General features: G+C 67.9%; 26 protein-coding genes and 2 tRNA genes. 18 read left to right on the top strand and 10 right to left on the bottom strand.

Annotated features, from left to right (window positions below):
- Positions 1 to 21: 21 nt before the first annotated feature.
- The 9 genes from BW41_RS11685 (at position 22) to BW41_RS11725 (ending at position 9,787) form a co-directional block, all read left to right on the top strand.
- A complete protein-coding gene (locus BW41_RS11685) occupies positions 22 to 738 on the top strand; it encodes a lysophospholipid acyltransferase family protein (protein WP_037534597.1) in 717 nt (238 codons plus the stop codon).
- Between the two features lie 69 nt (positions 739 to 807).
- Positions 808 to 2,136 carry a tRNA (N6-isopentenyl adenosine(37)-C2)-methylthiotransferase MiaB gene (gene miaB, locus BW41_RS11690; RefSeq protein ID WP_081793057.1) on the top strand — a complete coding sequence of 443 codons (1,329 nt, stop codon included), beginning with the start codon at positions 808 to 810 and terminating at the stop codon, positions 2,134 to 2,136.
- A 310-nt stretch (positions 2,137 to 2,446) separates the two neighbouring features.
- Positions 2,447 to 3,445 carry a PhoH family protein gene (locus BW41_RS11695; RefSeq protein WP_037534599.1) on the top strand — a complete coding sequence of 333 codons (999 nt, stop codon included), beginning with the start codon at positions 2,447 to 2,449 and terminating at the stop codon, positions 3,443 to 3,445.
- Positions 3,446 to 3,493: 48 nt separating this feature from the next.
- Entirely contained in the window at positions 3,494 to 3,784 is a 291-nt protein-coding gene (locus tag BW41_RS11700) for a type II toxin-antitoxin system VapB family antitoxin (RefSeq protein ID WP_037534601.1), read from the top strand.
- Complete coding sequence (locus BW41_RS11705) at positions 3,772 to 4,176, top strand: type II toxin-antitoxin system VapC family toxin (protein WP_327195595.1); 405 nt, start codon at positions 3,772 to 3,774, stop codon at positions 4,174 to 4,176. The genes BW41_RS11700 and BW41_RS11705 overlap by 13 nt, the downstream gene beginning before the upstream one ends.
- Positions 4,173 to 4,685 carry an rRNA maturation RNase YbeY gene (gene ybeY, locus BW41_RS11710; protein WP_037534603.1) on the top strand — a complete coding sequence of 171 codons (513 nt, stop codon included), beginning with the start codon at positions 4,173 to 4,175 and terminating at the stop codon, positions 4,683 to 4,685. Before BW41_RS11705 ends, ybeY begins: the two co-directional genes overlap by 4 nt.
- Positions 4,686 to 4,695: 10 nt before the next feature.
- The gene (locus BW41_RS11715; protein WP_037534606.1) at positions 4,696 to 5,604 is read left to right on the top strand and encodes a hemolysin family protein; all 909 of its coding nucleotides are present in this window, start codon (positions 4,696 to 4,698) and stop codon (positions 5,602 to 5,604) included.
- Positions 5,605 to 5,929: 325 nt separating this feature from the next.
- Positions 5,930 to 8,149 carry a catalase/peroxidase HPI gene (gene katG / locus BW41_RS11720; protein ID WP_037534608.1) on the top strand — a complete coding sequence of 740 codons (2,220 nt, stop codon included), beginning with the start codon at positions 5,930 to 5,932 and terminating at the stop codon, positions 8,147 to 8,149.
- Positions 8,150 to 8,458: 309 nt separating this feature from the next.
- Positions 8,459 to 9,787, top strand: coding sequence for a PQQ-dependent sugar dehydrogenase (locus tag BW41_RS11725; protein ID WP_037534611.1), 1,329 nt, complete (start codon positions 8,459 to 8,461; stop codon positions 9,785 to 9,787).
- Positions 9,788 to 9,825: 38 nt separating this feature from the next.
- Here BW41_RS11725 and BW41_RS11730 read toward each other — a convergent pair whose 3' ends face one another.
- Positions 9,826 to 10,044: a hypothetical protein gene (locus tag BW41_RS11730; protein WP_037534613.1), complete on the bottom strand. Its 219-nt coding sequence runs from the start codon at positions 10,042 to 10,044 to the stop codon at positions 9,826 to 9,828.
- A gap of 277 nt (positions 10,045 to 10,321) precedes the next feature.
- Here BW41_RS11730 and BW41_RS11735 point away from each other — a divergent pair, with 277 nt between their 5' ends.
- Positions 10,322 to 10,537 (top strand): cold-shock protein, encoded by a 216-nt coding sequence (locus BW41_RS11735; protein WP_037534615.1) that lies wholly within the window; start codon positions 10,322 to 10,324, stop codon positions 10,535 to 10,537.
- Positions 10,538 to 10,579: 42 nt separating this feature from the next.
- On the opposite strand, the gene BW41_RS11740 is transcribed toward BW41_RS11735, so the two are convergent.
- The 3 genes from BW41_RS11740 to BW41_RS11750 form a co-directional block, all read right to left on the bottom strand.
- On the bottom strand, positions 10,580 to 11,230 hold the full coding sequence (locus BW41_RS11740; protein ID WP_051583456.1) for an outer membrane protein: 651 nt from the start codon (positions 11,228 to 11,230) through the stop codon (positions 10,580 to 10,582).
- Positions 11,231 to 11,461: 231 nt separating this feature from the next.
- Positions 11,462 to 11,537 (bottom strand) — tRNA-Ala (locus tag BW41_RS11745).
- 84 nt (positions 11,538 to 11,621) lie between these two features.
- Entirely contained in the window at positions 11,622 to 11,942 is a 321-nt protein-coding gene (locus BW41_RS11750) for a TIGR02300 family protein (RefSeq protein ID WP_037534617.1), read from the bottom strand.
- A gap of 106 nt (positions 11,943 to 12,048) precedes the next feature.
- On the opposite strand from BW41_RS11750, the gene aroA reads away from it, so the two are divergent.
- The 7 genes from aroA (at position 12,049) to BW41_RS11785 (ending at position 18,444) form a co-directional block, all read left to right on the top strand.
- Positions 12,049 to 13,380 (top strand): 3-phosphoshikimate 1-carboxyvinyltransferase, encoded by a 1,332-nt coding sequence (gene aroA / locus BW41_RS11755; protein ID WP_037534619.1) that lies wholly within the window; start codon positions 12,049 to 12,051, stop codon positions 13,378 to 13,380.
- Positions 13,377 to 14,045, top strand: coding sequence for a (d)CMP kinase (cmk, locus tag BW41_RS11760; RefSeq protein WP_051583457.1), 669 nt, complete (start codon positions 13,377 to 13,379; stop codon positions 14,043 to 14,045). The genes aroA and cmk overlap by 4 nt, the downstream gene beginning before the upstream one ends.
- A gap of 241 nt (positions 14,046 to 14,286) precedes the next feature.
- Positions 14,287 to 16,008: a 30S ribosomal protein S1 gene (rpsA, locus tag BW41_RS11765; RefSeq protein ID WP_037534621.1), complete on the top strand. Its 1,722-nt coding sequence runs from the start codon at positions 14,287 to 14,289 to the stop codon at positions 16,006 to 16,008.
- 131 nt (positions 16,009 to 16,139) lie between these two features.
- On the top strand, positions 16,140 to 16,418 hold the full coding sequence (locus BW41_RS11770; protein WP_037534623.1) for an integration host factor subunit beta: 279 nt from the start codon (positions 16,140 to 16,142) through the stop codon (positions 16,416 to 16,418).
- 75 nt (positions 16,419 to 16,493) lie between these two features.
- Positions 16,494 to 16,577, top strand: a tRNA-Leu gene (locus tag BW41_RS11775).
- Positions 16,578 to 16,582: 5 nt separating this feature from the next.
- On the top strand, positions 16,583 to 18,013 hold the full coding sequence (locus BW41_RS11780; RefSeq protein ID WP_152542282.1) for an ABC transporter substrate-binding protein: 1,431 nt from the start codon (positions 16,583 to 16,585) through the stop codon (positions 18,011 to 18,013).
- A gap of 44 nt (positions 18,014 to 18,057) precedes the next feature.
- Positions 18,058 to 18,444, top strand: a complete 387-nt coding sequence (locus tag BW41_RS11785) for a DUF4112 domain-containing protein (RefSeq protein ID WP_235199742.1) — start codon at positions 18,058 to 18,060, stop codon at positions 18,442 to 18,444.
- A 3-nt stretch (positions 18,445 to 18,447) separates the two neighbouring features.
- On the opposite strand, the gene BW41_RS11790 is transcribed toward BW41_RS11785, so the two are convergent.
- From BW41_RS11790 to nadC, 3 genes are all read right to left on the bottom strand, one after another.
- On the bottom strand, positions 18,448 to 19,152 hold the full coding sequence (locus BW41_RS11790; protein ID WP_037534625.1) for a ribonuclease T2 family protein: 705 nt from the start codon (positions 19,150 to 19,152) through the stop codon (positions 18,448 to 18,450).
- The gene (locus tag BW41_RS11795) at positions 19,149 to 19,595 is read right to left on the bottom strand and encodes a hypothetical protein (protein ID WP_037534626.1); all 447 of its coding nucleotides are present in this window, start codon (positions 19,593 to 19,595) and stop codon (positions 19,149 to 19,151) included. Before BW41_RS11795 ends, BW41_RS11790 begins: the two co-directional genes overlap by 4 nt.
- 414 nt (positions 19,596 to 20,009) lie before the next feature.
- Positions 20,010 to 20,858 (bottom strand): carboxylating nicotinate-nucleotide diphosphorylase, encoded by an 849-nt coding sequence (gene nadC, locus BW41_RS11800; protein WP_037534628.1) that lies wholly within the window; start codon positions 20,856 to 20,858, stop codon positions 20,010 to 20,012.
- A gap of 74 nt (positions 20,859 to 20,932) precedes the next feature.
- On the opposite strand from nadC, the gene BW41_RS21590 reads away from it, so the two are divergent.
- Positions 20,933 to 21,079, top strand: a complete 147-nt coding sequence (locus BW41_RS21590; RefSeq protein ID WP_200870411.1) for a hypothetical protein — start codon at positions 20,933 to 20,935, stop codon at positions 21,077 to 21,079.
- Position 21,080: 1 nt separating this feature from the next.
- Here BW41_RS21590 and nadA read toward each other — a convergent pair whose 3' ends face one another.
- Genes nadA through BW41_RS11815 form a run of 3 tightly spaced genes read right to left on the bottom strand, consistent with a single transcriptional unit; the run spans position 21,081 to position 23,703 of the window.
- Complete coding sequence (gene nadA / locus BW41_RS11805; RefSeq protein WP_037534630.1) at positions 21,081 to 22,094, bottom strand: quinolinate synthase NadA; 1,014 nt, start codon at positions 22,092 to 22,094, stop codon at positions 21,081 to 21,083.
- Between the two features lie 32 nt (positions 22,095 to 22,126).
- Positions 22,127 to 22,864 (bottom strand): DUF4230 domain-containing protein, encoded by a 738-nt coding sequence (locus BW41_RS11810; RefSeq protein ID WP_037534632.1) that lies wholly within the window; start codon positions 22,862 to 22,864, stop codon positions 22,127 to 22,129.
- The gene (locus tag BW41_RS11815) at positions 22,846 to 23,703 is read right to left on the bottom strand and encodes an MBL fold metallo-hydrolase (protein ID WP_037534634.1); all 858 of its coding nucleotides are present in this window, start codon (positions 23,701 to 23,703) and stop codon (positions 22,846 to 22,848) included. The genes BW41_RS11810 and BW41_RS11815 overlap by 19 nt, the downstream gene beginning before the upstream one ends.
- Positions 23,704 to 23,752: the final 49 nt, after the last annotated feature.

The following is a 23,752-nucleotide window of genomic DNA, read 5'->3' on the forward strand; positions in this document are numbered from 1 at the left end:
CGCGCGACGCGGCGCGTCCGGATGATCGCCAACCTGCGCCTCGGCTATCGCGTCGCCGCATTGCTGGTCGCCCTGCCGGGCGGTCTACTGCTGCATGGCCTCTGGCGGCTGCTGCGCCGGCCCTCGCCGTGGCCGCGGCGCTTCCTCGCCGCCGTCGCGCATATCGTCGGCGCGCGTGTCCGCGTCCTCGGCACACCCTGCGCGGGGAACGTCGTCTTCCTGAGCAACCATCTCAGCTGGATCGACATCCTCGCGATCGCCGGCGCCACCGGCAGCGCCTTCGTCGCCAAGGGGGAATTGCGCGGCGTGCCGCTGGTCGGCTGGCTGTGCACGCTCAACCGGACGATCTTCGTGACGCGCGAGGACCGCTTGCAGGTCACCGCGCAGATCGACCGATTGCGCGCGGCAATCGCTACCGGTCAGCCGGTGACGCTCTTTCCCGAAGGCACCACCGGCGACGGCACGACGTTGCTGCCGTTCAAGGCGGCGCTGCTCGCCGCGCTCGACCCGCCGCCGCCGGGGGTCGTCGTCCAGCCGATCCGCATCGATTACGGCGAGGCGGCGGACCTCGCCTGGGTCGGCGAGGAGCCCGGACTCGCCCACGCGCTGCGCGTGCTGCGGCGGCGCGGCCGCTTCGCGGTGACGCTCCGCCTGCTGACCCCCTTCGATCCTGCCGCGGCGGGCGGCCGCAAGGCGATCGCGGCGCAGGCGCGCGCGGCGATCGTCGACGCCGGATAGCGCCGCCGCCGACGCGGGAGCGGTCACGGCGGCTGGCGAGCGGCCGCCGCATCCTGTATGCGCCCTGCCATGACTTCCGCCGACAAACCCAAGACCTTCCACGTCAAGTCGTTCGGCTGCCAGATGAACGTCTATGACGGCGAGCGCATGGCGGAGCTGATGGCCGCCGACGGCATGACCGCGACCGACGATCCCGACGCCGCCGATCTCGTCGTGCTCAACACCTGTCACATCCGCGACCGCGCCACCGAAAAGGTCTATTCCGACATCGGCCGGCTGCGCAAGAACGCCCGGATCGAGGCGCGGCCGGCGCCGATGATCGCCGTCGCCGGCTGCGTCGCGCAGGCCGAGGGCGAGGAGATCGTCGCGCGCGCCAAGGTCGACGTCGTCGTCGGTCCGCAGGCCTATCACAACCTGCCCGCTTTGGTCGCCCGCGCCGCCGCGGGCGCGCCGGCGCTCGACACCGACATGCCGTTGCTGTCGAAGTTCGGCGCGCTTCCGGCCCGCCGTCGCGTCGCACCGTCCGCCTTCCTCACCGTGCAGGAAGGCTGCGACAAATTCTGCACCTATTGCGTCGTCCCCTATACCCGCGGCGCGGAGGTCAGCCGGCCGTTCGCCGCGATCGTCGACGAGGCGAAGGCGCTGGTCGATGCCGGCGCGCGCGAGATCACGCTGCTCGGCCAGAACGTCAACGCCTGGGACGACGACGGTCGCGGCCTGCACGACCTGATCCGCGTGCTCGACCGCATCCCCGGCCTCGCGCGCCTCCGCTACACCACCAGCCACCCCAACGACATGCGGCAGGGGCTGATCGACGCGCACGGCGACGTCGAAAGCCTGATGCCCTTCCTCCACCTGCCGGTGCAGGCGGGCAGCAACCGCGTGCTCAAGGCGATGAACCGCAGCCACGACACTGATTCCTACCTGCGCCTGCTCGACCGGGTCCGTGCCGTCCGCCCCGATATCGCGCTGTCGGGCGACTTCATCGTCGGCTTCCCCGGCGAGACGGAGGCGGAGTTCGCCGAGACGCTGCGGCTGGTCGACGCGGTCGGCTATGCGCAGGCCTATTCGTTCAAATACAGCCCGCGCCCCGGCACACCCGCCGCCGACATGGCAGGCGCGGTCGATGCGACGGTGATGGACGACCGCCTGCAACGGCTGCAGGCGGCGCTCGGCCGCGATCAGCAGGCGTTCAACCAGGCGAGCGTCGGTCGCCGCTGCGACGTGCTGATCGAACGCCGCGGCAAGCTGCCCGGGCAGATGCTCGGCAAGTCGCCGTGGCTGCAATCGGTCCATGTCATGACCGATGCGGCGATCGGCGACATGGTGACGGTCGATCTGCTGTCCGCCGGTCCCGTCTCGCTCGCCGGCGCCGAACGGATGCGCGCCGCGGCCTGATCTCGGCGCGCAGCGCCGCAGAGATGTGCCGCCGGCCGCGGGCGCAGCCCATGCCATGCACCATGGGAAAAAGAGGACCACGTCCGCTGCAGGCGCATCCTCTTCACGTCTTCGCGACTTCGCGTGAATCCATCTTCGCCAGCCGCCATCTCACCCGACGGCCAGCCGCATGCGCACGTCACGCTGCGCTCCCTGCCCGGCCCTAACATCCCCGACGCGACAGCGACGCGCAAAAGCGGGTTTTGCCGCTTCCCTTTCGCCGGCGCGCATCCCACATTCCGGTCATGCCATCACGGCATGAAAGGACCGCATGAGTCGTAAGCCCGTCCCCGCCCGCTCCGGTGAACGCAGCCGGGCCGAGGTGTTGTTCGACAAGCCCCAGTTGCTCGCCACTCTGTTCGGGCAATATGACCAGAATCTCGTCGCGCTCGAAAACCGGCTCGGCGTCTACATCACTGCCCGCGGCAATCGCGTCGGGCTCGAAGGCAGCGCCGATCACGTCGCGGTCGCGCGCGACGTGCTGCAGGACCTCTATCACCGGCTGCAGCGCGGCGAGGAGATCGACTCCGGGCTGGTCGACGCCTCGATCGCCATGGCGTCCGAACCGACGCTCGACGGCATCGTCAGCGCCGAACGCGGCGCGATCCCGTCGGTGATGATCCGCACGCGCAAGAAGACGATCGTGCCGCGCACCCCGGCGCAGGCGCATTACATGCGCGAATTGTCGACCAACGACATGATCTTCGCACTCGGGCCGGCCGGCACCGGCAAGACCTATATCGCGGTCGCGCAGGCGGTGTCGCAGCTCATCACCGGCAGCGTCCAGCGCCTCATCCTGTCGCGTCCCGCGGTCGAGGCGGGCGAGAAGCTCGGCTTCCTGCCCGGCGACATGAAGGAGAAGGTCGACCCCTATCTGCGCCCGCTCTATGATGCGCTGCACGATTGCCTGCCGGCCGAGCAGGTCGAGCGCCGCATCGCCAGCGGCGAGATCGAGATCGCGCCGATCGCCTTCATGCGCGGGCGCACGCTGGCCGACGCCTTCGTCATCCTCGACGAGGCGCAGAACACCACGCCGGCGCAGATGAAGATGTTCCTCACCCGCTTCGGCCAGAACAGCCGCATGGTGATATGCGGCGATCCCAACCAGACCGATCTGCCCGGCGGCGTCGGCTCGTCGGGCCTCGCCGACGCGACGATGCGGCTGGAGGGGGTCGAGGGCATTTCGATGACGCGCTTCACCGCCGCCGACGTCGTCCGCCATCCGATCGTCGGGCGGATCGTCGAGGCGTATGAGGGACCGGGCAATTGATCGGCCGGGATATCCTTGGCATATAGAAGGATATCCCGGAGTCGATCGATGGCCTCGCTATTCATCAAAGATCCTGAAACGGCTGCCCTTGCCGGCAAGGTCGCAGCACAGCTCGGCACAACCAAGACCGAGGCAGTCAGGCGAGGGCTGACGTCCCTCGAAACTGCGGAGATTTCCGAAGCGCCGAACGGCGGTGCCGTGACTGTCAGGACCGTCGACTGGTTGCGGCAATATCGCGCGCAGCACCCTCTGCCCGACCGCGAGGCGATGAAGATCGATAAGGCGTTCTACGATTCGTTGTCCGATGAAGAGGACGTCGTCGATCCATGGTCGGAGTGACGATCTTCATCGACGCCTCCGCGATGGTTTCGATGCTCGCTCTCGAAGAAGGGTTCGAGGCACTCGCGGATCGTGTGGATCAGGCTGACCGCAGACTGACGTCGGCGATGGCGATCTGGGAAAGCACGATCGCCCTCAGCTCGGGACGCGGCATCATGATGGATTTCGCGCGCGCAGACGTCGCGAACTTCATCGCATCCCGTCATGTTGCCGTGGTGCCGATTGGCGCTGCGGAGGCGGACTTGGCCCTCGAGGCGCATCGTCGCTACGGCAAGGGCCGCCACCCCGCCCGGCTCAACATGGGCGATTGTTTCGCCTATGCTTGCGCCAAGGCGCATGACGCACGCCTGCTCTACAAGGGCAATGATTTCTCCCGCACGGACCTCGCATGATCCACATCGAACTCACCCGCGAAGACCCCTGGCCCGCCGATACCGACTGGGAGGCGCTCGCGACCCGCGCGGTGCGGGCGGCGATCGAGCATACGCCGCATGGCGATCTGCTCACCACGCCGGCGCTGGTCGAGATCAGCGTCCGCCTGACCGGTGACGACGAGGTGCGCACGCTCAACGCGCAATATCGGCAGAAGGACAAGCCGACCAACGTCCTCTCCTTCCCGATGGTCCAGCCCGACCTGATCGATACGGTCAGCCAGAACAGCGACGACGGCGAACTGCTACTCGGCGACATCGTCCTCGCCCATGGCGTCTGCACCGCCGAGGCGCAGGACAAGCAGGTCGGCGTCGCCGAACATGCCACGCACCTGCTGGTGCACGGCACGCTGCATCTGCTAGGCTATGACCATATGGGGGACGGGGAAGCCGAGGCGATGGAAGAGATCGAGCGACAGGCGCTCGCCACGCTCGGCATCGCCGACCCCTATCTGATACGAGAGGACTGACACGGCCGCCATGGCAGACGACCGAAGTAGCGCCGGCAACGGCGACTCCAGCGAATCGACCATCTGGCGCGGACTGAAGACCTTGATCTTCGGTGGCGCGCACGAAGAATCGCTTCGCGAACAGCTCGAGGAAGCGATCGACCGGCACGAGGACGATCCCGCCCCCGATGCCAAGGGCGACCTCACGCCGCTCGAGCGGCAGATGGTCCGCAATCTGCTCCACTTCGGCGAACGCGATGCCGGCGACGTCGGCGTACCGCGCGCCGACATCATCGCGGTCGAGGAAGGCACCACCTTCGCGCACCTCGTGCAGATCTTCGCCGAGGCGGGGCACAGCCGCCTGCCGGTCTATCGCGGCGAACTCGATACGATCATCGGCATGGTCCATATCAAGGACGTGTTCGCGATCCTCGCCACCGGCGCGGAGCATCCCGCCGACATCAGCGGGCTGATCCGCGAACCGCTCTACGTGCCGATGTCGCGCGGTGCGCTCGACCTGCTCGCCGACATGCGCGCGAGCCACGTCCATCTCGCCGTGGTGCTCGACGAATATTCGGGCACCGAGGGCCTCGTCACGATCGAGGATCTGATCGAGGAGATCGTCGGCGAGATCGAGGACGAGCATGACGAGGCGCCCGAGGCGCTGCTCGTGCGGATCGACGGCGGCGCGTGGGACGCCGATGCCCGCGCCGAACTGGAGGATGCAGGCATGCAGATCGATCCGCGCCTGGCCGAGACCGATCATGACGTCGATACGCTCGGCGGGCTCGCCGCGGTGCTCGCCGGCCATGTCCCCAAGGTCGGCGAATGCGTCGACCATCCGAGCGGCTGGAAGCTCGAGGTGCTCGACGCCGACGAACGCCGCATCCACCGGCTGCGCCTCCACCCGCCGGCGGCGCGGGAGAGCGACGAGGACTGACAAGAGCCGCGCCGCACCGGCGTTCCGCCCTGCCCTCACCCAGCGGCGCGGCGCGCCTCTTCCAGTATCGGATCGATCATGCCCCCCGGCACGATCGATCCAATACTCCCGGCGGGAAAGGGAAGAGGCGGCGAAGCCGGCGATCGGGTGAGGTCAAGGTAAGCGCGACCTTAGGCGCGACTCCGGACCATTGATCGCCCCAACCGATCACCGCCTTCGCATATTCGCGTTTTCGTGATCTGTCTCGTTCCGGTAGCAATGGCATCATACCGGTGTGGCTCGACAAATCGGCCGCGCCTGCGAACCCGATCGAGGAGAGATGCACATGGACGCGATCACCGAAGGCAGTCCGATCAACGATCCCCGCCGCCAGCCTGCGGCGAAGCGCCGTCTGCTCGGCCACACCGCCAAGGATTGGTGGCCGGAAGCCCTGTCGATCGACATCCTTCACCAGAAGGGCGTCAGCGGCAATCCGATGGGCGACGATTTCGATTACCGCTCCGAATTCCTCAGCCTCGACTATGATCAGCTCAAGGCGGACCTGACCGCGCTGATGACCGACAGCCAGCCGTGGTGGCCGGCGGACTATGGCCATTACGGTCCGTTCTTCATCCGCATGGCGTGGCATTCGGCGGGCACCTATCGCACCGGCGACGGCCGCGGCGGCTCGTCGGCCGGCCAGCAGCGGTTCGCGCCGCTCAACTCGTGGCCCGACAACGGCAATCTCGACAAGGCGCGCCGCCTGCTGTGGCCGATCAAGCAGAAATACGGACGCCAGCTGTCTTGGGCTGACCTGTTCATCCTCGCCGGCAACGTCGCGATCGAATCGATGGGCGGCCCGACCTTCGGCTTCTCCGGCGGGCGCGAGGACGTGTTCGAACCCGAGAAGGACGTCTATTGGGGCACCGAGGAGGAATGGCTCGGCCAGACCCGTATCGACGAGGAAGCCGGGCTGGCGCTCGAAAGCCCGCTCGCCGCGATCCAGCACGGCCTCATCTACGTCAATCCGGAAGGTCCGGGCGGCTGCCCGATGCCCAAGGGTTCCGCGCGCGACATGCGCGAGACCTTCGCGCGCATGGGGATGAACGACGAGGAGACGGTGGCGCTCACCGCCGGCGGCCATACCTTCGGCAAGGCGCACGGCGCGGGCGATCCGAGCCACGTCGGCAAGGAGCCGGAAGGGTCGGACATCGCCAGCCAGGGTCTCGGCTGGGCGTCGACGCATGAGAGCGGCATGGGCGATCATACGATCACCAGCGGCCTCGAAGGCGCATGGACGCCGACGCCGACGACGTGGGACATGAGCTATTTCGACATGCTCTTCGACCATGAGTATGAGCTGACCAAGAGCCCCGCCGGCGCGCATCAGTGGCAGCCGGTCGGCAATCCCGAGGACACGCTCGCGCCGGCGGCGCATACCCCGGGCAAGAAGGTGCCGACGATGATGTCGACCGCCGACATGGCGCTCAAGGTCGACCCGGCGTATAACGCGATCTGCCAGAAATTCCGTGCTGATCCCGCCTATTTCGCCGACGCCTGGGCGCGCGCCTGGTACAAGCTGACGCATCGCGACATGGGGCCGAAGATCCGCCTGATCGGCCCCGAAGTGCCGCAGGAAGAGCTGATCTGGCAGGACCCGATCCCGCTCGCCGACTATCCGCAGATCGAGTCGGCCGACATCGCCGACCTCAAGGCGCGCATCGCCGACTCTGGTCTGTCGATCGAGGAACTGGTCACCACCGCCTGGGCGTCGGCGTCGACGTGGCGCGGATCGGATCATCGCGGCGGCGCCAATGGCGCGCGCATCCGGCTTGCGCCGCAGAAGGATTGGGAGGTCAACCAGCCCGAACAGCTCGCCAAGGTGCTCGGCACCTACGAGCAGATCAAGGCGGACTTCGATGCAGCCGGCGCGAAGACGGTGTCGATCGCCGACCTGATCGTGCTCGGCGGCTCGGTCGGCATCGAGGCGGCGGCCAAGGCGGCCGGTCAGACGATCGAGGTGCCGTTCAAGCCCGGCCGGACCGACGCCTCGGCCGAACAGACCGACGCCGAGGGCTTTGCGGTGCTTGAACCGCGTGCCGACGGCTTCCGCAACTATCTCCAGGTCCAGTTCAACGTGCCGACCGAAGAGCTGATGGTCGATCGCGCCCAGCTGCTCGGCCTCAGCGCGCCGGAGATGACGGTGCTGGTCGGCGGGTTGCGCGTGCTCGGCGCCAACCATGCCAAGGCGAAGCAGCACGGGGTGTTCACCGACCGGCCGGGGCAGCTGACCAACGACTTCTTCGTCAACCTGCTCGACATGGGCACCGCGTGGAAGCAGATCAGCGACGAGAGCGACGAGGAATTCGTCGGCACCGACCGTCATACCCACGAGAAGAAGTGGACCGCGTCGCGCACCGATCTGGTGTTCGGCTCCAATTCGCAGCTGCGCGCGATCGCCGAAGTCTATGCCGCTTCGGATGCGGGCGAGATGTTCGTCCGCCACTTCGTCCAGGCCTGGACCAAGGTGATGAACGCCGACCGCTACGACCTGCTGCCGGGCTGAGCCGTCGGCTTGGCTAAGGCTACGAGCCCTCCGTGAAGGTGCAGACCTTCGCGGGGGGTTCGTCGTCTTTGGGCGCCACCGCCGGAGTGATGCGGCATGGACCGTCCAGTAGCCGGGCAGAGCACCGGCTTTTGTGCAAAGAAACGCTAGGCTGCCGCCTGCACATGGGCGTGGGATGAAATGGTCGCGCGTCCCACAGGCGCGCATGAAACCGTTTCAGCTCGGCACGCAGCCCGCGCCGGGCGTCCGCATCCGCACACCGCCATATCGCCCCTTCCGCCGCGCGCTCTGCCGCCCTATCCTCTGCTCATGCTCAAGCACGTCCTGCGCCTCGCCGCGCTTCTGTTCGTCATCGCAGTGGCGGTGGTCGTCTATCTTGCCTGGCCGGATACGGCGCAGGTGCCGTTCAACCGCGTCACCGGCAAGCGGCCGCAGATCACCGAGGCGCGCGTCCAGACCCTGCCCACGGTCAAGGTCGCCGACGTGGTCGGCTGGCAGGGCAATGAGACCCCCACCCCCGCCGCCGGCCTGACCGTCAAGGCCTTCGCCAAGGGGCTCGACCATCCGCGCTGGCTGTACCGGCTGCCCAATGGCGACGTGCTCGTCGCCGAGACGAATTCGCCGCCGCGCAAGGGCGGCGGCATCCAGGCTTGGGTGATGGGGCTGCTGCTCGGCAAGGCCGGGGCCGGCGTGCCGTCGGCCAATCGCCTGACGCTGCTGCGCGACGCGGATGGCGACGGCGTCGCCGAACAGCGCCACGTCTTCATGACCGGGCTCAACTCGCCGACCGGCATGGCGCTGCTCGACGGCCAGCTCTACGTCGCCAATACCGATTCGGTGGTGCGCGTTCCCTATACCGACGGCGCGACGCAGATCACCGCCAAGCCCGAGCTGATCGTCAAACTCAACGGCGGCGGCAACCATTGGGCGCGCACGCTGATCGCCGCGCCCGACGGCCGCACGCTCTATGTCGGCGTCGGCTCGTCATCGAACATCGCCGAGAACGGGCTCGAGGCCGAAAAATATCGCGCCAACATCCTCGAGGTCTATCCCAAGGAGAAGACCTTCCGCATCTACGCCTCCGGCCTGCGCAATCCACAGGGCATGGCGATCAGCCCGTTCAACAAGCAGTTGTGGACGGTGGTCAACGAGCGCGACATGCTCGGCTCCGACCTTGCGCCCGACTATCTGACGCAGGTCGAGCTGGGCGACCAGTTCGGCTGGCCGTGGTTCTATTGGGGCGGCTATCCGGACACCCGGGTCGAGCCGGCGCGCCCGGACCTCCAGCAATATTCGAAGCGCCCCGACTATGCGCTCGGGCCGCACGTCGCCGCGCTCGGCCTCGCGTTCAGCGACTCGGTCAGGCTCGGCGGGCGGTTCGCGCAGGGGGCTTTCATCGGCGAGCACGGTTCGTGGAACCGCAAGCCGGTGTCGGGCTACAAGGTGGTGTTCGTACCGTTCGCCGCGCGCGGCTTCCCGGCGGAGGGCGCCAAGCCGGTCGACGTGCTCGGCGGCTTCCTCGACGGTAACGGTAAGGCACGCGGGCGGCCGGTGGGCGTGATCGGCGACCGCAGCGGTGCTTTGCTCGTCGCGGACGACGTCGGCAACACGATCTGGCGGGTCGTCGGCGCGCGCTGACGCCGGTGTCGCGCGGTGCGCGCCCGGCGCGCCGCGTCTCAGGCGGTGCGCAGCCGCAGCGGTGTGCGCTCGACCGCGCCGTTCAGCACCTTGCGGCCGAACACGCGGTTCATCGTCGCGGCGCCGTCGGCGTTGGTCAGCACGACGCGCGTGCCGCCCGAGGCGAGCGTCTCGATCGCGCTGATCGTCACCTTATGCTTGCGGCACGCGGTTTCGACATCGGCTTTGGCGGCATTGACGTTGATGGCGCGTGACATGCGGATCTCCCTTTGGGCAGCGGGAGCGCATATCATCTCTCAGTCGGGCCATGCGCGGATGGAGCAGCCCGATAGCCAGAAGATGGCCGCTTCCGCAGCGCAGCGCAAGCCCTGCCCCTTGCCGTTTCGCCCTGCGTCCGCCATATAGGTCAGGCTAGAGTCGCACATCGACGGTCTACGGCGTGCTTTGCGGCTCCCTCTTCCTTCCTTCCCTGCTTCGCGCGCGACAGGCGCGTCGGTAATCGTACCGCCGCGCCGCAAGTAGAAAGGATCTGCGATGAGCAGCATCACCGGCACCGTCAAATTCTTCAACGCCGACAAGGGCTATGGCTTCGTCGCCCCCGATACGGGCGGCGCTGACGCCTTCGTCCACATCACCGCGGTGGAGCGCGCCGGCATGGCGACGCTGAACCAGAACCAGCGGATCAGCTACGACCTCGAGCAGGACCGCCGCGGCAAGACCTCGGCCGTCAATCTGCAGCCGGTCGATTGATCCGGTGACGGGAGCCCGCGCGATCCGCGGGCTCCCGTCGTCTCAGAAGCGGATACCCATGCCGTAGACGACCTGATGCCGCCGGGGCTCGATGCTCGCGCGCAGGCCGTCGCTCACCGCCGACTTTTCGCCATAACCGGTGTAGACATATTCCAGCCGCCCGTAGACGCGGCCGCTGAGCGTCCCCTCGACGCCGCCGCCGACGTGAAAGCCGTTGAAGTTCCGGCCTTCGTCCACGTCTGCGCGCACCAGCGTATCATCACGATAGTCGAGCTTGGCACGGCCGTTCGAATAGCCGCCCTTGGCGTAGAGCGCGAACGACCCGGATACCGGCACCCCGAGCCGCGCACCCGCGGTGAAGTTGCGCCCGGCGCGCAGGCAGAGCTGGTCCTGACCGTAGAGCTCGCCGCATTCCTTCGCCGACGACCCCTCATAGCCGAAGTAGCCGCCGACCAGCACGTTGCTCAACGCATAGTCATAGCCGATCTCGCCGCCGTAGACGACGCCGTCCTTGCCGGCGGTGCGGTTGATGCTGTCGACGCCGTCGGACACGCCGGCGCGAATCGTCGGCCGGTCCCAGCCGACGCGCGCTTCGATCCGGGCGCCGGTGAACAGCGGATCGACCGTCTGTGCCGAGGCGGAGGATGCGACCGACGCGGCGACCGCGACCGCCCCCAAAAGCATGATCTTCATAATGTCTCCCGAACCGGCATCGATACCGGACGCGAGCGTTTAAGCATGAGAGTGGTTAACAGGTCTTTGACCCGAACACCGGCAACGACATGTGCCGATGATGCAAGTATTCCCGAAGCGGAATTACTTCAGATTGGTAGGGATGACAGCCCGGCGGTAGGAGCGAGGACAAGGCCTTCGCACTCGGATGCTGGGGATGAGGGAGCGACACAGGGGCGCTCGGGAACGGAATGGTGGAGCCGAGGGGGATCGAACCCCTGACCTCTGCAATGCCATTGCAGCGCTCTCCCAGCTGAGCTACGGCCCCATTCGTTCCGGGAGGCGCCCCACTAGCGGGGGCACCGGGGCATGGCAAGCGCTGAATGATCGCCTGCCATGCCTTTTTTTCAGATCAATGTTCGTCTTCGTCGTTGGGCGCCTCGACGCCGAGATCGTCGTCCCCGCCGAGATCGACCTCATCGTCGGCCGAGGGCTCTTCCTCTTCGCCCAGCGCTTCCAGATCCTCGTCCTCGCCCTCGAGGTCGCGATCGGCCTCCTTGGTGTCGGGCTTGGCCTGCTCGAACGGCAGCGGCTGCTTGGACTTGAGGATCGGCTCCGGGTTCCACGTCGTCCCGCAGTTGATGCAGGTGACGGGATCGTCCTTTTCGAGGTCATAGAAGCGCGTCGCGCATTTCGGGCACGTACGCTTCGTGCCCCATTCCGGCTTGATCATGCCGTTCGTGCCTTTCGGAATTGGGTGTCGCAGGCAAAGCAAGGCCTTGCCCGTGAGGTGGTGCGCGCCTTGCCATAGCGCAAGGTGGCTGTCAAAGCCCCCGGCCATGGCGCATTCCGATCCCCAGGAACTGAGCGTGGCCCCGCGTGGCCCCCTCACCGGCTCCCTCCAGGTGCCCGGCGACAAGTCGATCAGCCACCGCGCGCTGATGTTCTCCGCGCTCGCGGTCGGCGAGAGCCGCATCACCGGACTGCTCGAGGGCGAGGACGTGCTCGCCACCGCCGCGGCGCTGCGCGCGATGGGAGCGGATATCGAGCGGACCGGCGCGGGCGCCTGGCGCGTCAACGGCGTCGGCGTCGGCGGCCTGCTGCAACCCGCCACCGCGCTCGAGATGGGCAATAGCGGCACCTCGACGCGGCTGCTGATGGGGCTCGTCGCCAGCCACCCGATCACCGCGACCTTCACCGGCGACGCCTCGCTGTCCGCCCGGCCGATGGGGCGCGTGATCGAGCCGCTGTCGCAGATGGGCGCCGCCTTCACCGCCAGCCCGGGCGGTCGGCTGCCGCTGATGCTGCGCGGGATCAGCCCGGCGGTGCCGATCACCTACACGCTCCCCGTCGCCTCCGCGCAGGTCAAGTCGGCGGTGCTGCTCGCCGGACTCAACACGCCGGGGATCACCCGCGTCGTCGAGCCGGTGGCGACGCGCGATCACAGCGAGCGGATGCTGCGCGGCTTCGGCGCCGAACTGACGATCGAGGACGATCCCGCCGGACGGATCATCGCGATCCACGGCGAGGCCGAATTGCGGCCGCAGACGATCACCGTGCCGGGCGACCCCTCGTCGGCCGCCTTCTGGCTGGTCGCCGCGTCGATCGTCCCCGGCTCCGACCTCGTCGTCCGCAACGTCGGGCTCAACGTCACGCGCACCGGGCTGATCGCGGCGCTGCGGCTGATGGGCGCGGACATCACCGAGCAGGACCGGCGCGAGGTCGGCGGCGAGCCGGTCGCCGACCTTCACGTCCGCCACGCCCCGCTCACCGCGATCGAGGTGCCGCCCGAACTGGCGCCGAGCATGATCGACGAATATCCGGTGCTCTTCGTCGCCGCCGCCTTCGCGGCCGGACGCACCGTGGCGCGCGGCGCGCACGAATTGCGCGTCAAGGAATCCGACCGGATCGCGGCGATGGCAGCGGCGCTCACCGCCTGCGGCGTCGCGTGCGAGGAATATGAGGACGGGCTGGCGATCACCGGCACCGGCGGCGAGGCGATCCCCGGTGGCGCGCGCGTCGCCTCGCTGCTCGATCACCGTATCGCAATGAGCATGACCGTCGCCGGCCTGCATGCCACACGGCCGGTCGTCATCGACGACATAGCCCCGGTGGCGACCAGCTATCCGGCTTTCTATAAGACATTGGACGACGTGTCGGAGGAAGCATGATCATCGCAGTCGACGGTCCGGCGGCATCGGGCAAGGGCACGATCGCCCGGGCGCTTGCCCAGCATTATGGCCTGCCGCATCTCGATACCGGCCTGCTCTACCGCGCGGTGGCGTGCAACGTGCAGCGGATGGAGCTCAACCCCGCCAAGGAAGCCGACGCGGTCGCCGCCTGCGACTTCGACGAGGCGCTGCTCGACGATCCGGTGCTGCGCACGGACGATATCGGCCAGCTCGCCTCGATCGTCTCGGCGCATCCGCTGGTGCGCGCCTCGCTGTTGCAGCGGCAGAAGCGCTTCGCGCGCCAGCCCGGCGGGGCGGTGCTCGACGGTCGCGACATCGGCACGGTGATCGCGCCCGATGCCGACGCCAAATTGTTCGTCAAGGCGACGACGCAGGTCCGCGCGCAGCGCCGCCATCGCGAATTGCTCGGCAAGGGCTTCGATGTCAGCTTCGTCAAGGTACAGATGGACATCCGCGCCCGCGACGCGCGCGACACCGCCCGCTCCTCCGCGCCGCTCAGCATGGCGGCGGATGCGGCGCTGCTCGACACCAGCCAGATGACGATCGAGGCGAGCATCGCGCGCGCGATCCAGCTGGTCGAGGCGCGCTGCGGTGCGCTCGCCCGCCAGCGCGAGCATGCGGCCAGCGGCGCCAGCCCCGCCTGAGCTTGCCAAAACGCGGTTTTTGACGTAGGGGAATATCGTCCTGCGAGCCGATGCTCGTGGAGGTAGGCGCGACCGGCTGACCCGTTCGCGCCCTTTTCGCATCAGCGCATCGCCTGCCTCCGCCTGCCGACGCCCACCGGATGCCGCGATCGGCATGGGGTCGGCGCGGCGTTTTCAGCCAAGACCATCGGAACCAACCGATTGGCCGGAAACAGATAAACCTCGAGGACACTCTAACCTTATGGCTACCCAGCCCCTTCCCAGCCGCGACGATTTCGCGGCGATGCTCGATGACATGTTCGGCGGTGCCGACAGTTTCGAGGGTCGCGTGGTGCACGGCACCGTCACCGCGATCGAGAACGATCTTGCCGTCATCGACGTCGGCCTCAAGTCCGAAGGCCGCGTGCCGCTGCGCGAATTCGCCGCACCGGGCCAGAAGGCCGACCTCAAGGTCGGTGACGAAGTCGAAGTCTATGTCGACCGCGTCGAGAACATGCATGGCGAAGCGATGCTCAGCCGCGACCGCGCCCGCCGCGAAGCCGCCTGGGACAAGCTGGAGCTGGAATTCAGCAAGACCGCGCGCGTCGAAGGCGTGATCTTCGGTCGCGTCAAGGGCGGCTTCACCGTCGACCTGTCGGGCGCCGTCGCCTTCCTGCCGGGTTCGCAGGTCGATATCCGTCCGGTGCGTGACGTCACGCCGCTGATGGACATCCCGCAGCCGTTCCAGATCCTCAAGATGGACCGCAAGCGCGGCAACATCGTCGTGTCGCGTCGCGCGGTGCTGGAAGAGACCCGCGCCGAGCAGCGTTCGGGCCTGATCCAGAGCCTCGCCGAGGGTCAGATCATCGACGGCGTCGTCAAGAACATCACCGACTACGGTGCGTTCGTCGACCTCGGCGGTATCGACGGCCTGCTCCACGTCACCGACCTCAGCTACAAGCGCGTCAATCATCCGTCCGAGATGATCGCGATCGGCGACACGGTGAAGGTGCAGATCATCCGCATCAACAAGGACACGCAGCGCATCAGCCTCGGCATGAAGCAGCTCGAGTCGGATCCGTGGGACGGCGCGAGCGCCAAGTATCCGATCGGCGCCAAGCTGTCGGGCCGCGTCACCAACATCACCGAATATGGTGCGTTCGTCGAACTGGAAGCGGGCATCGAAGGCCTCGTCCACGTCTCGGAAATGTCCTGGACCAAGAAGAACGTCCATCCGGGCAAGATCGTCAGCACGTCGCAGGAAGTCGATGTGGTGGTGCTCGAGGTTGACGAGGACAAGCGTCGCATCAGCCTCGGCCTCAAGCAGGCGCAGAACAATCCGTGGGAAGCGTTCGCCGCCGCCCATCCGATCGGTTCGACCGTCGAGGGCGAAGTCAAGAACGCGACCGAGTTCGGCCTGTTCATCGGCCTCGACAACGACGTCGACGGCATGGTCCACATGTCGGACATCGCCTGGGGCGTGTCGGGTGAGGATGCCCTCAACCTGCACCGCAAGGGCGAGACCGTGCAGGCGGTGGTGCTCGACATCGACGCCGAGAAGGAGCGCATCAGCCTCGGCATGAAGCAGCTCGAGCGTGGCGGCCCCTCGGCCGGCGGCATTGCGGCATCGGGCGATCGCCTCAACAAGAACGCGATCGTCACCGTCACCGTGCTCGAAGTCCGCGACGCGGGCCTCGAAGTGCAGCAGGGCGACGACGGCGCGACCGGCTTCATCAAGCGCACGGATCTGGGTCGCGACCGCGACGAGCAGCGTCCGGAGCGTTTCCAGGTCGGCCAGAAGTTCGACGCGATGGTGACCGGCTTCGATCGTTCGAAGAAGCCGACCTTCTCGATCAAGGCGATGCAGATCTCCGAAGAGAAGCAGGCGGTTGCGCAGTACGGCTCGTCCGACTCGGGCGCGACGCTCGGCAACATCCTCGGCGAGGCGCTCAAGGCCCGTTCGGCGGACGCCGACAAGAAGTAAGGGAATTGGAACTGGAGTGGTGCAGACCATTCCAGTCCCTTTTTTCTTGGTTTAAGTTCATTTCGGGCCTATACGCCAGCTCCATTGATCTCTATCAAGCGCCCGTTGCATGATCCGGGGGGGAGTTTGCGATGATCCGGTCTGAGCTTGTTCATAGACTATGTGAGTTGAATCCCGATCTGTCGGGGGCGGAGGTCGACGCGATCGTCACGACCTTCTTCGACGAGATCGCCCGGCGCCTCGCCAGCAATGGCCGCGTCGAACTGCGGGGCTTCGGTGCCTTCTCGACCCGCGCACGCGATGCCCGGATCGGCCGCAATCCGCGCACCGGCGACCCGGTCGAGGTCGACGCCAAGCGCGTTCCCTATTTCAAGCCCGGCAAGGAAATGCGGGCCCGGCTCAACGTCTGATCGCCGCCGCGACGCCGGCGGATGATCGTAGCGGGTTGACGCTCGCCGCCGATTGCGCTTCCCGTGACGGCGTGTGCGGACGTGGCGAAATCGGTAGACGCTTCCGACTTAAAATCGGCTTCCTTTGGAGTGCGGGTTCGAGTCCCGCCGTCCGCACCATCCTCGTGTCGCTCGGCCTCGCCGCGGCGCCGCTCGCCGGATGCAACCAGCGCCCCGATTCGGGGCCGGTGATCGTCAGCGCGATCGGCCAGCCGCCGCGGCCGGTCGATCCCGCCCGCGTCCGGCTCGATACGCCGACCGGGCTGCTGCTCGACGCCACCGCCGAAGGGCTGGTGCGCTATGATGCCGCCGGCCAGATCGAACCCGGCCTCGCCGAACGCTGGATCGTGATCGACGAGGGGATGAGCTATATCTTCCGCCTCCGGGACGCGCGGTGGAGCGACGGCAGCCGGGTCGAGGCGGATCAGGTCGTCGCCCAGCTCCGCCACCAGCTGGCGCGCCGATCGCGCAATCCGCTCGCCCCGTTCCTCACCGCGGTCGATGAGATCGTGACGATGACGCCGCAGGTGATCGAGGTGCGGCTGGCGCGTCCTCGCCCCGATCTGCTCAAGCTGTTCGCCCAGCCCGAACTCGCGCTGTGGCGGAGCGGTACGGTCGGCGGTGCCGGGCCGATGCGCATCGTGCGCGGCACGCGCAGTCCGCTGCTCCGCCCCGCCGCCGATCCCGGCCGCGCCGATCCCGACGATCCGCAGCGGCTCGCCCCCGAACAGGACGTAAGGCTGATCGGCGAGCGGGCGGCACGCGCGCTCGTCCGCTTCGCGGCCCGCGAATCGGATTATGTCGCAGGCGGCAGTTTCGTCGACTGGCCGCTCGTCGGTCTCGCCGGCATCGCCCCGGCCAATATCCGCATCGATCCCGCCGCCGGACTGTTCGGCCTGTCGATCGTCCATCGCGACGGCTTCCTGGCCGACCCGGCGCATCGCGCCGCCCTGAGCGGTGCGATCGATCGCGCCGCGATCACAGCCGCGGTGATGGCCAATTGGGAGCCGGCCGAGCGCATCCTGCCCGAGATGCTCGATTCCGCCGCGCCACCGGCGCTGCCCGGCTGGTCGCTGCTCACGCTCGAGCAGCGCGCCGCCGCGCTCCGCCAGCAGGTCGCGGCCTATGGCGCACCGGTCAGCCTGCGGATCGCCCTGCCCGCCGGCCCCGGCGCGACTCTGGTCTTCGCGCAGCTCGCCGTATCGCTGCGCACCGCCGGCATCACGCCGGTGCGCGTCGGCGCGAGCGATGACGCCGACCTGCGCCTGCTCGACCTCGTCGCGCCTTATGACAGCGCTCGCTGGTATCTCGCCAATGCCTGCGCCGTCTGCGCCCAACCCGTCCAGGACGCGCTGATCGCCGCGCGCGACGCGCCGACGCTCGCCGAACGCGCGCGGCTGATCGCCGCCGCCGATGCGGCGCTCGCCACCGATACCGCCTTCATCCCGATCGCGCGGCCGCTACGCTGGTCGGCGGTGGCGATGCGGCTGCGCCAGTGGCGCGCCAATACGCGCGCCTGGCACCCGTTGAACCGGCTGCGCGACGACACCAATTAAGGTCTATGACCGTCACCCGCCCCACCCGGATCGAAGCCCGCTCAATGCTCGAATCGCTCCCCGTCGGCCGCGACCCCGCCGCGGTGCGCGTCCGCCTCGAGGCGATGGAGCGGGTGATGGAGGGGCTGGTCACCATCCCCGGCACCAACCGCAAGCTCGGGCTCGACGTGATCCTCGATCTCGTCCCCGTCGCCGGTCCGACGATCGCCGCCGTCGTCGGCGCGTGGCTGGTATTCGAAGCGCGCAATCTGCACATGTCTAAGCTGCAGATGGCTCGGATGTTCGGCAATGTCGGGATCGACTGGGCGCTGGGGCTGATCCCCTTCATCGGTGCGGTGCCCGACTTCTTCTTCCGCTCGAACACGCGCAACCTGCGGATCATCCGCCGTCACCTCGACAAACATCATCCGGCGACGGCGGTGATCGGCTAAGGCCTAGAGCGCGATCTTCACCGTCGCGGCGCCGGGCAGGCCGCCCTGGTGCACGGGGCAGCGCTGATAGCGGAAGGCCGTGTCGAGGCAGATCCAGATCTCGTTGAGCCAGCCTTGTTTCGTCGCGGTGACGCGCATCATGTCCGCGCCGAGGCCGGGATTGCGCTTCGCCATCGCCGCCGCGACCGCCCCCGCCGTCACCGGCCCGCGGGACAGCGCCGCCCAGTCGGGGAAGCGCAACTTGCCGTAGAGCCGGTTCGACGTCGTGAAATAGCGTTCCGGATCATAGCCCGCCATGCAGGTGCCGTGCTTCGACCATTCGTGCTGCATCAGCTGCGCCGACGGCGTCGCGCAGATATGCCGCCGGATTGTCGTGCGCGACAGCAGCGGCGTCGCCTGACAATATTGCGGCCAGTCCTTGCCGACCCCGTCGGGCCACAGACCATGCAGGGTGAAGCCGAACCGCTGCCCGGAGCGGCATTGGAAGCGGGCATCGCCGTCGCCGCCATGGTCGCGGCAATATTGCGGCGACCAGGTGATCGCGAGCGTATAGCCGCCGATCGGCAGCAGGCGCCGCGGCTGGCTGTCGCTTGGCAGATCGGGGCGCGGCCGCGGCAGCGCTCCCGGGGCGATGCAGCGATCGGCCTGCGCCTGGGCGGCGACCGGCAACAGCGCGACCAGCGCGGCGGCGGCGAGACGGACGATCACGGATGCAGCGCCAGATCGTCGTCTTCGTCCAGCCCTTCGCCGAACCACAGCCGGGCGTCCGACTTGAACAGCATCACCGCGGCGGCGATGTAGAGCATGTTGGCGACGAAACCGAGCGCGATCTGGGCGCTCATCGCCGACCGCCCCATGGCGAGCAGCGCGAGCGCCGACAGCAGACCGAATGCCCCCAGCGCGGCGAACACCACCTGCACCCATTTCGCGATGACGCTCGGCCGGCGGGCGACGAAATACCAGATCAGCACCGCGATCGTCAGCCCCAGCACCTGGGAGGCCGGCAGGAACCAGGTCGCCTTGGCGAGCATCGGATTGGCCGCGAGCACCGCCTGCGACTTGCTCCAGTTGAGCCCGGCGTTGACCAGCCCGAGGATCACCGAGGCCCAATAGAATTGCTCGAACCGCGCGATCGATGGCGGTTTGGTCATGGTAGGTCCCCCTTGTCAGACCGCCCCAGCCTAGCCGCGCCGCCGCGCCGCGTGCAAGGGAGTTGGCGGGATGGCCTGCCGGAGCAGGCCCTGTGTTCGAGAAGTCCAAGAGACGCAATTGACCTGACGCTCGACGCAGCCTCGAAAGACCATGCCGAGCTTCATGGCTTCTTACCGAACAGAACCGACGCTTTGTAGTGCAGTAGCCAAGCTATACCAGTGCTCCCGCGAACGCGGGAGCCCAGTGTTTCTTTGCCGCGTACCGCTGTTCTGCTGGGCCACTGGATTCCCGCTTTCGCGGGAATACTGGTCATCCAGAGCAATTGGCATATCTTGGCAAAGTATCAACTTCGTCGCGGGCGCCTCAAAAGGAAAACGTCGCGGTCGATCGACTGGAATGCCCTCGACCACCCCTCACACCGTGGTGAAGTCGAGCCCGATATCCGCGGCCGGCGCCGACTGGGTGAGCCGCCCGACCGAGACATAGGTCACCCCCGTCTCGGCGATCGCGCGCACCGTGTCGAGCCGCACGCCGCCCGAGGCTTCGGTCGGCACGCGTCCGGCGACCCGCGCCACCGCCTCGCGCAGCATCGCCGGCGGCATGTTGTCGAGCAACAGATGGGTCGCGCCCGCGTCGATCGCCGGTTCGATCTGGTCGATCCGGTCGACCTCGACGATGATCCGGTCGATCCCCGCCGCCACCGCGCGCTCGACCGCCGGCGTGATGCCGCCCGCGACCGCGACGTGATTGTCCTTGATCATCGCCGCATCCCACAGGCCGAGCCGGTGGTTCTGCGCACCGCCGCAGCGCGTCGCATATTTCTCCAGCCGGCGCAGGCCGGGAATGGTCTTGCGCGTGTCGAGCAGCACCGCGCCCGTCCCCGCAATCGCATCGACATAGGCACGGGTCAGCGTCGCGATCCCCGACAGATGCTGGATGGTGTTGAGCGCGGACCGCTCCGCGGTCAGCAGCGCGCGCGCGCGACCCTCGATCCGCATCAGCTCGCTATGTGCCGACACCCACGCGCCGTCCTCGACCAGCGGCGTGATCCGCGCCTCGGGGTCGAGCGCACGGAAGAACGCCTCGGCAAGGCCGAGACCGGCGACGACGATCTCGTCGCGCGTATCCATCACGCCGGTGAAGCGCGCCTCCGCCGGGATCACCGCCGCCGCGGTGATATCGCCGGCGGTGCCGAGATCCTCGGCCAGCGTCGCGGTGACGAAGCGATCCGGGTCGAAACCATCTAGAGTAAAGCCGGTCATGCGTATACGATCCTGTCAAATGCCACGGTGGACGTATCGTCCTGGATTCGCGGCCAGATCATGGGGAACAGGCGATGACCGATCGCGAGGCACTGGACGAGTTGCAGCACCTGCTGGCCGCCGCATTGCAGAAGGCGGACGAGCTCGATCTGATCCTGGTCGGCATCCATATCAACGAAGCCCGCAATCTGATCGCCCCCGTCGCCGCGCCGACGCACTAGCTCAGTCGCCGGTGACCGGCAGCGCTGCAGCAGGCGCGGGGCCGAGATCGCCCTGCCCGACCGTCGCGGATGCCATCGCCAGCATCGCGTCGAGGCTGGTCTTCGCCTTCAGCCGCAGACCTTCCTCGATCTCGATCCGGGGGGTGAGGTCCCGCAATGCGACGTAGAGCTTCTCCATCGTGTTGAGCGCCATATACGGGCAGATATTGCAGTTGCAGTTGCCGTCCGCCCCCGGCGCGCCGATGAAGCGCTTGGCCGGCATCGCCTTTTCCATCTGGTGGATGATGTGCGGCTCGGTCGCGACGATCAGCGTCTCGCCCGGCATCGCCTGCGCGAATTCGAGGATGCCGCGCGTCGAGCCGACGTAATCGGCATGGTCGAGGATCACCGCCGGACATTCCGGATGCGCGGCGACCGGCGCGCCGGGATGCTGGGCCTTGAGCTTGAGCAATTCGGTCTCGCTGAACGCCTCGTGGACGATGCACACGCCCGGCCACAGCAGCAGCTCGCGCCCGGTCTTGCGCTGGAGATAGCCGCCGAGGTTGCGATCCGGCCCGAAGATGATCTTCTGGTCGCGCGGCAGCTGCGCCAGGATCGCCTCCGCCGAGGACGAGGTGACGATGACGTCGCTCAGCGCCTTCACCTCGGTCGAGCAGTTGATGTAGGTCAACGCGATATGATCGGGATGCGCGGCGCGGAAGGCGGCGAACTGGTCGGGCGGGCAGCTATCCTCGAGCGAACAGCCGGCGTCCATGTCGGGCAGCACGACGATCTTGTCGGGGCTGAGGATCTTGGCGGTCTCCGCCATGAAGCGGACGCCGCAGAAGGCGATGACGTCGGCGTCGGTCGCCTGCGCCTTGCGGCTGAGGTCGAGGCTGTCGCCGACAAAATCGGCGAGGTCCTGCAACTCGGGCTTTTGGTAATAATGCGCCAGGATCACGGCGTTGCGCTCCTTGCGGAGGCGCTCGATCTCGGCGCGCAGGTCGAGCCCGGCGAAGCTGGTGCGAAGGTCCATAGCGTCTCCGTTAGGCGATTGCGCGCCCGCCCTCAACGGGCGTTGCCAAGCACTTCCGCCAGCGAGCGGCTTTCGTCCCAGCGTTCGGTCGATGCGGTGGGATCGTCGACGAAGCTGACCTTGACGGTGGCGTCGATCCCGGCAGCGCGCAGCGGCATGACGAAGCTGTTCTCGACCGCGCGGCGCGTCGCATCGCGCGCGAGCTTCATCGGCGTCGCGTCGCGCGCCTGGCGGACCAGCTCCGCCTGCCCGGCGCGGCGGTTGGCGGCATCGAGCGCGGTATCGGCATCGGTCAGCCGCGACAGGATGCCGCCGCTGCCATATTCGCGGATCGCGGTGAGATCGACCTGCGGCCCGTCGAGTTCGATCGGCGGCAGCCGCACCGACAGCGTCCGCGTCGCCGCATCCCAGGCGACGTCGCGCTGCGTCAGCTTGCCGAGATCGACCTCGTAGCGCACCAGCCCCGGCATGATCAGCGTCTTCTCGGTCGACAGGCCGAGCTGCGACTGGCGCGAGGTGCTGACCGCGACGAATCGCGCGGCAAAGGCGGACAGGCGGTTCTGTTCGCGCAGGCCTTGCAGGCTGGCGCTGGCGACGGTGGTCGGATCGGGCGACAGCTTGCGCTCGACGTAGCGCTGCACGCCCCACAGGCCGATCAGCACGGCGAGGCCGAGCAGCACGATCACGCCCGCCGCCTTGCCGAGGAACGACCCGGTCGAGCCGCGCGGCGGTTCGGGCGTCGCCGGCTCGTTCACCCCGTGATCCGCCATTGCTCGCCCTCCTCGTCTGCCAAGCCCCGTCCTCTCAAATCATAGAGATGTGCGAGCACCGATCGTTGCGCCGCGGGTATTAATCGCGGATCGAGCCCGACGTACATCCGCGCCGTCATGTCGGCGAGCGGCAGCGGCCCGGCGGCGAGCAGCCGCAGGATCTGCCCTTCGCGCTGCTTGCGATGGCCGAGCATGCCGCGCACCAGCCGCTGCGGCTGTTCGACCGCCTCGCCGTGGCCGGGATAATAGATGCGCTCGTCGCGACCGAGCAACCGCTCGAGGCTCGCCATATACTGGCCCATGTCGCCGTCGGGCGGCGAGACCACGCTCGTCGCCCAGCCCATGACGTGATCGCCCGAAAAGAGCGCCCCCGTCTCCGGCAGCACGAAGGCGAGATGGTTGGAGGTATGGCCCGGCGTCGCCAGCGCCCGGAGCGTCCACCCATCGCCCTGCACGGCCTCGCCATCGGCGAGCACGCGGTCGGGCGCATAGTCGGCGTCGAACGCCGCATCGAGCCCGGGATGGTCGCCGGTGACGTGCTGCGGCACCGCGCCGACGATCGGCGCCCCGGTCGCGGCGGCGAGCGGGCGGCTGGCGGGGCTGTGGTCGCGATGATGATGGGTGATGACGATCGCGCGCACCGGCCGGCCGGCGATGATACGCAGCAGCGTGTCGATATGCGCGGGATCGTCGGGGCCGGGATCGATCACCGCCAGATCGTCATGCCCGACGATGTAGGTCTGCGTGCCCCCGAAGGTGTACGGCGACGGATTCGGCGCGAGCACGCGGACGACGAGCGGCTCGAGCTGGATCGGGATACCGGTCGGATGCTCAGCCATCGATCCGGATGTGGCCTGCAACGGAGCCGAGCGCAAGGGCGGACTGCCG

It is taken from the genome of Sphingomonas sp. RIT328 (assembly GCF_000632225.1).
Taxonomy (GTDB): domain Bacteria; phylum Pseudomonadota; class Alphaproteobacteria; order Sphingomonadales; family Sphingomonadaceae; genus Sphingomonas; species Sphingomonas kyungheensis.

Coding starts and splice junctions, on each gene's coding strand:
- BW41_RS11685 (WP_037534597.1), top strand. CDS start 22: ATGATCGCCAACCTGCGCCTCGGCTATCGCGTCGCCGCATTGCTGGTC.
- miaB (WP_081793057.1), top strand. CDS start 808: ATGACTTCCGCCGACAAACCCAAGACCTTCCACGTCAAGTCGTTCGGC.
- BW41_RS11695 (WP_037534599.1), top strand. CDS start 2,447: ATGAGTCGTAAGCCCGTCCCCGCCCGCTCCGGTGAACGCAGCCGGGCC.
- BW41_RS11700 (WP_037534601.1), top strand. CDS start 3,494: ATGGCCTCGCTATTCATCAAAGATCCTGAAACGGCTGCCCTTGCCGGC.
- BW41_RS11705 (WP_327195595.1), top strand. CDS start 3,772: ATGGTCGGAGTGACGATCTTCATCGACGCCTCCGCGATGGTTTCGATG.
- ybeY (WP_037534603.1), top strand. CDS start 4,173: ATGATCCACATCGAACTCACCCGCGAAGACCCCTGGCCCGCCGATACC.
- BW41_RS11715 (WP_037534606.1), top strand. CDS start 4,696: ATGGCAGACGACCGAAGTAGCGCCGGCAACGGCGACTCCAGCGAATCG.
- katG (WP_037534608.1), top strand. CDS start 5,930: ATGGACGCGATCACCGAAGGCAGTCCGATCAACGATCCCCGCCGCCAG.
- BW41_RS11725 (WP_037534611.1), top strand. CDS start 8,459: ATGCTCAAGCACGTCCTGCGCCTCGCCGCGCTTCTGTTCGTCATCGCA.
- BW41_RS11730 (WP_037534613.1), bottom strand. CDS start 10,044: ATGTCACGCGCCATCAACGTCAATGCCGCCAAAGCCGATGTCGAAACC.
- BW41_RS11735 (WP_037534615.1), top strand. CDS start 10,322: ATGAGCAGCATCACCGGCACCGTCAAATTCTTCAACGCCGACAAGGGC.
- BW41_RS11740 (WP_051583456.1), bottom strand. CDS start 11,230: ATGAAGATCATGCTTTTGGGGGCGGTCGCGGTCGCCGCGTCGGTCGCA.
- BW41_RS11750 (WP_037534617.1), bottom strand. CDS start 11,942: ATGATCAAGCCGGAATGGGGCACGAAGCGTACGTGCCCGAAATGCGCG.
- aroA (WP_037534619.1), top strand. CDS start 12,049: ATGGCGCATTCCGATCCCCAGGAACTGAGCGTGGCCCCGCGTGGCCCC.
- cmk (WP_051583457.1), top strand. CDS start 13,377: ATGATCATCGCAGTCGACGGTCCGGCGGCATCGGGCAAGGGCACGATC.
- rpsA (WP_037534621.1), top strand. CDS start 14,287: ATGGCTACCCAGCCCCTTCCCAGCCGCGACGATTTCGCGGCGATGCTC.
- BW41_RS11770 (WP_037534623.1), top strand. CDS start 16,140: ATGATCCGGTCTGAGCTTGTTCATAGACTATGTGAGTTGAATCCCGAT.
- BW41_RS11785 (WP_235199742.1), top strand. CDS start 18,058: ATGCTCGAATCGCTCCCCGTCGGCCGCGACCCCGCCGCGGTGCGCGTC.
- BW41_RS11795 (WP_037534626.1), bottom strand. CDS start 19,595: ATGACCAAACCGCCATCGATCGCGCGGTTCGAGCAATTCTATTGGGCC.
- nadC (WP_037534628.1), bottom strand. CDS start 20,858: ATGACCGGCTTTACTCTAGATGGTTTCGACCCGGATCGCTTCGTCACC.
- BW41_RS21590 (WP_200870411.1), top strand. CDS start 20,933: ATGACCGATCGCGAGGCACTGGACGAGTTGCAGCACCTGCTGGCCGCC.
- nadA (WP_037534630.1), bottom strand. CDS start 22,094: ATGGACCTTCGCACCAGCTTCGCCGGGCTCGACCTGCGCGCCGAGATC.
- BW41_RS11810 (WP_037534632.1), bottom strand. CDS start 22,864: ATGGCGGATCACGGGGTGAACGAGCCGGCGACGCCCGAACCGCCGCGC.
- BW41_RS11815 (WP_037534634.1), bottom strand. CDS start 23,703: ATGGCTGAGCATCCGACCGGTATCCCGATCCAGCTCGAGCCGCTCGTC.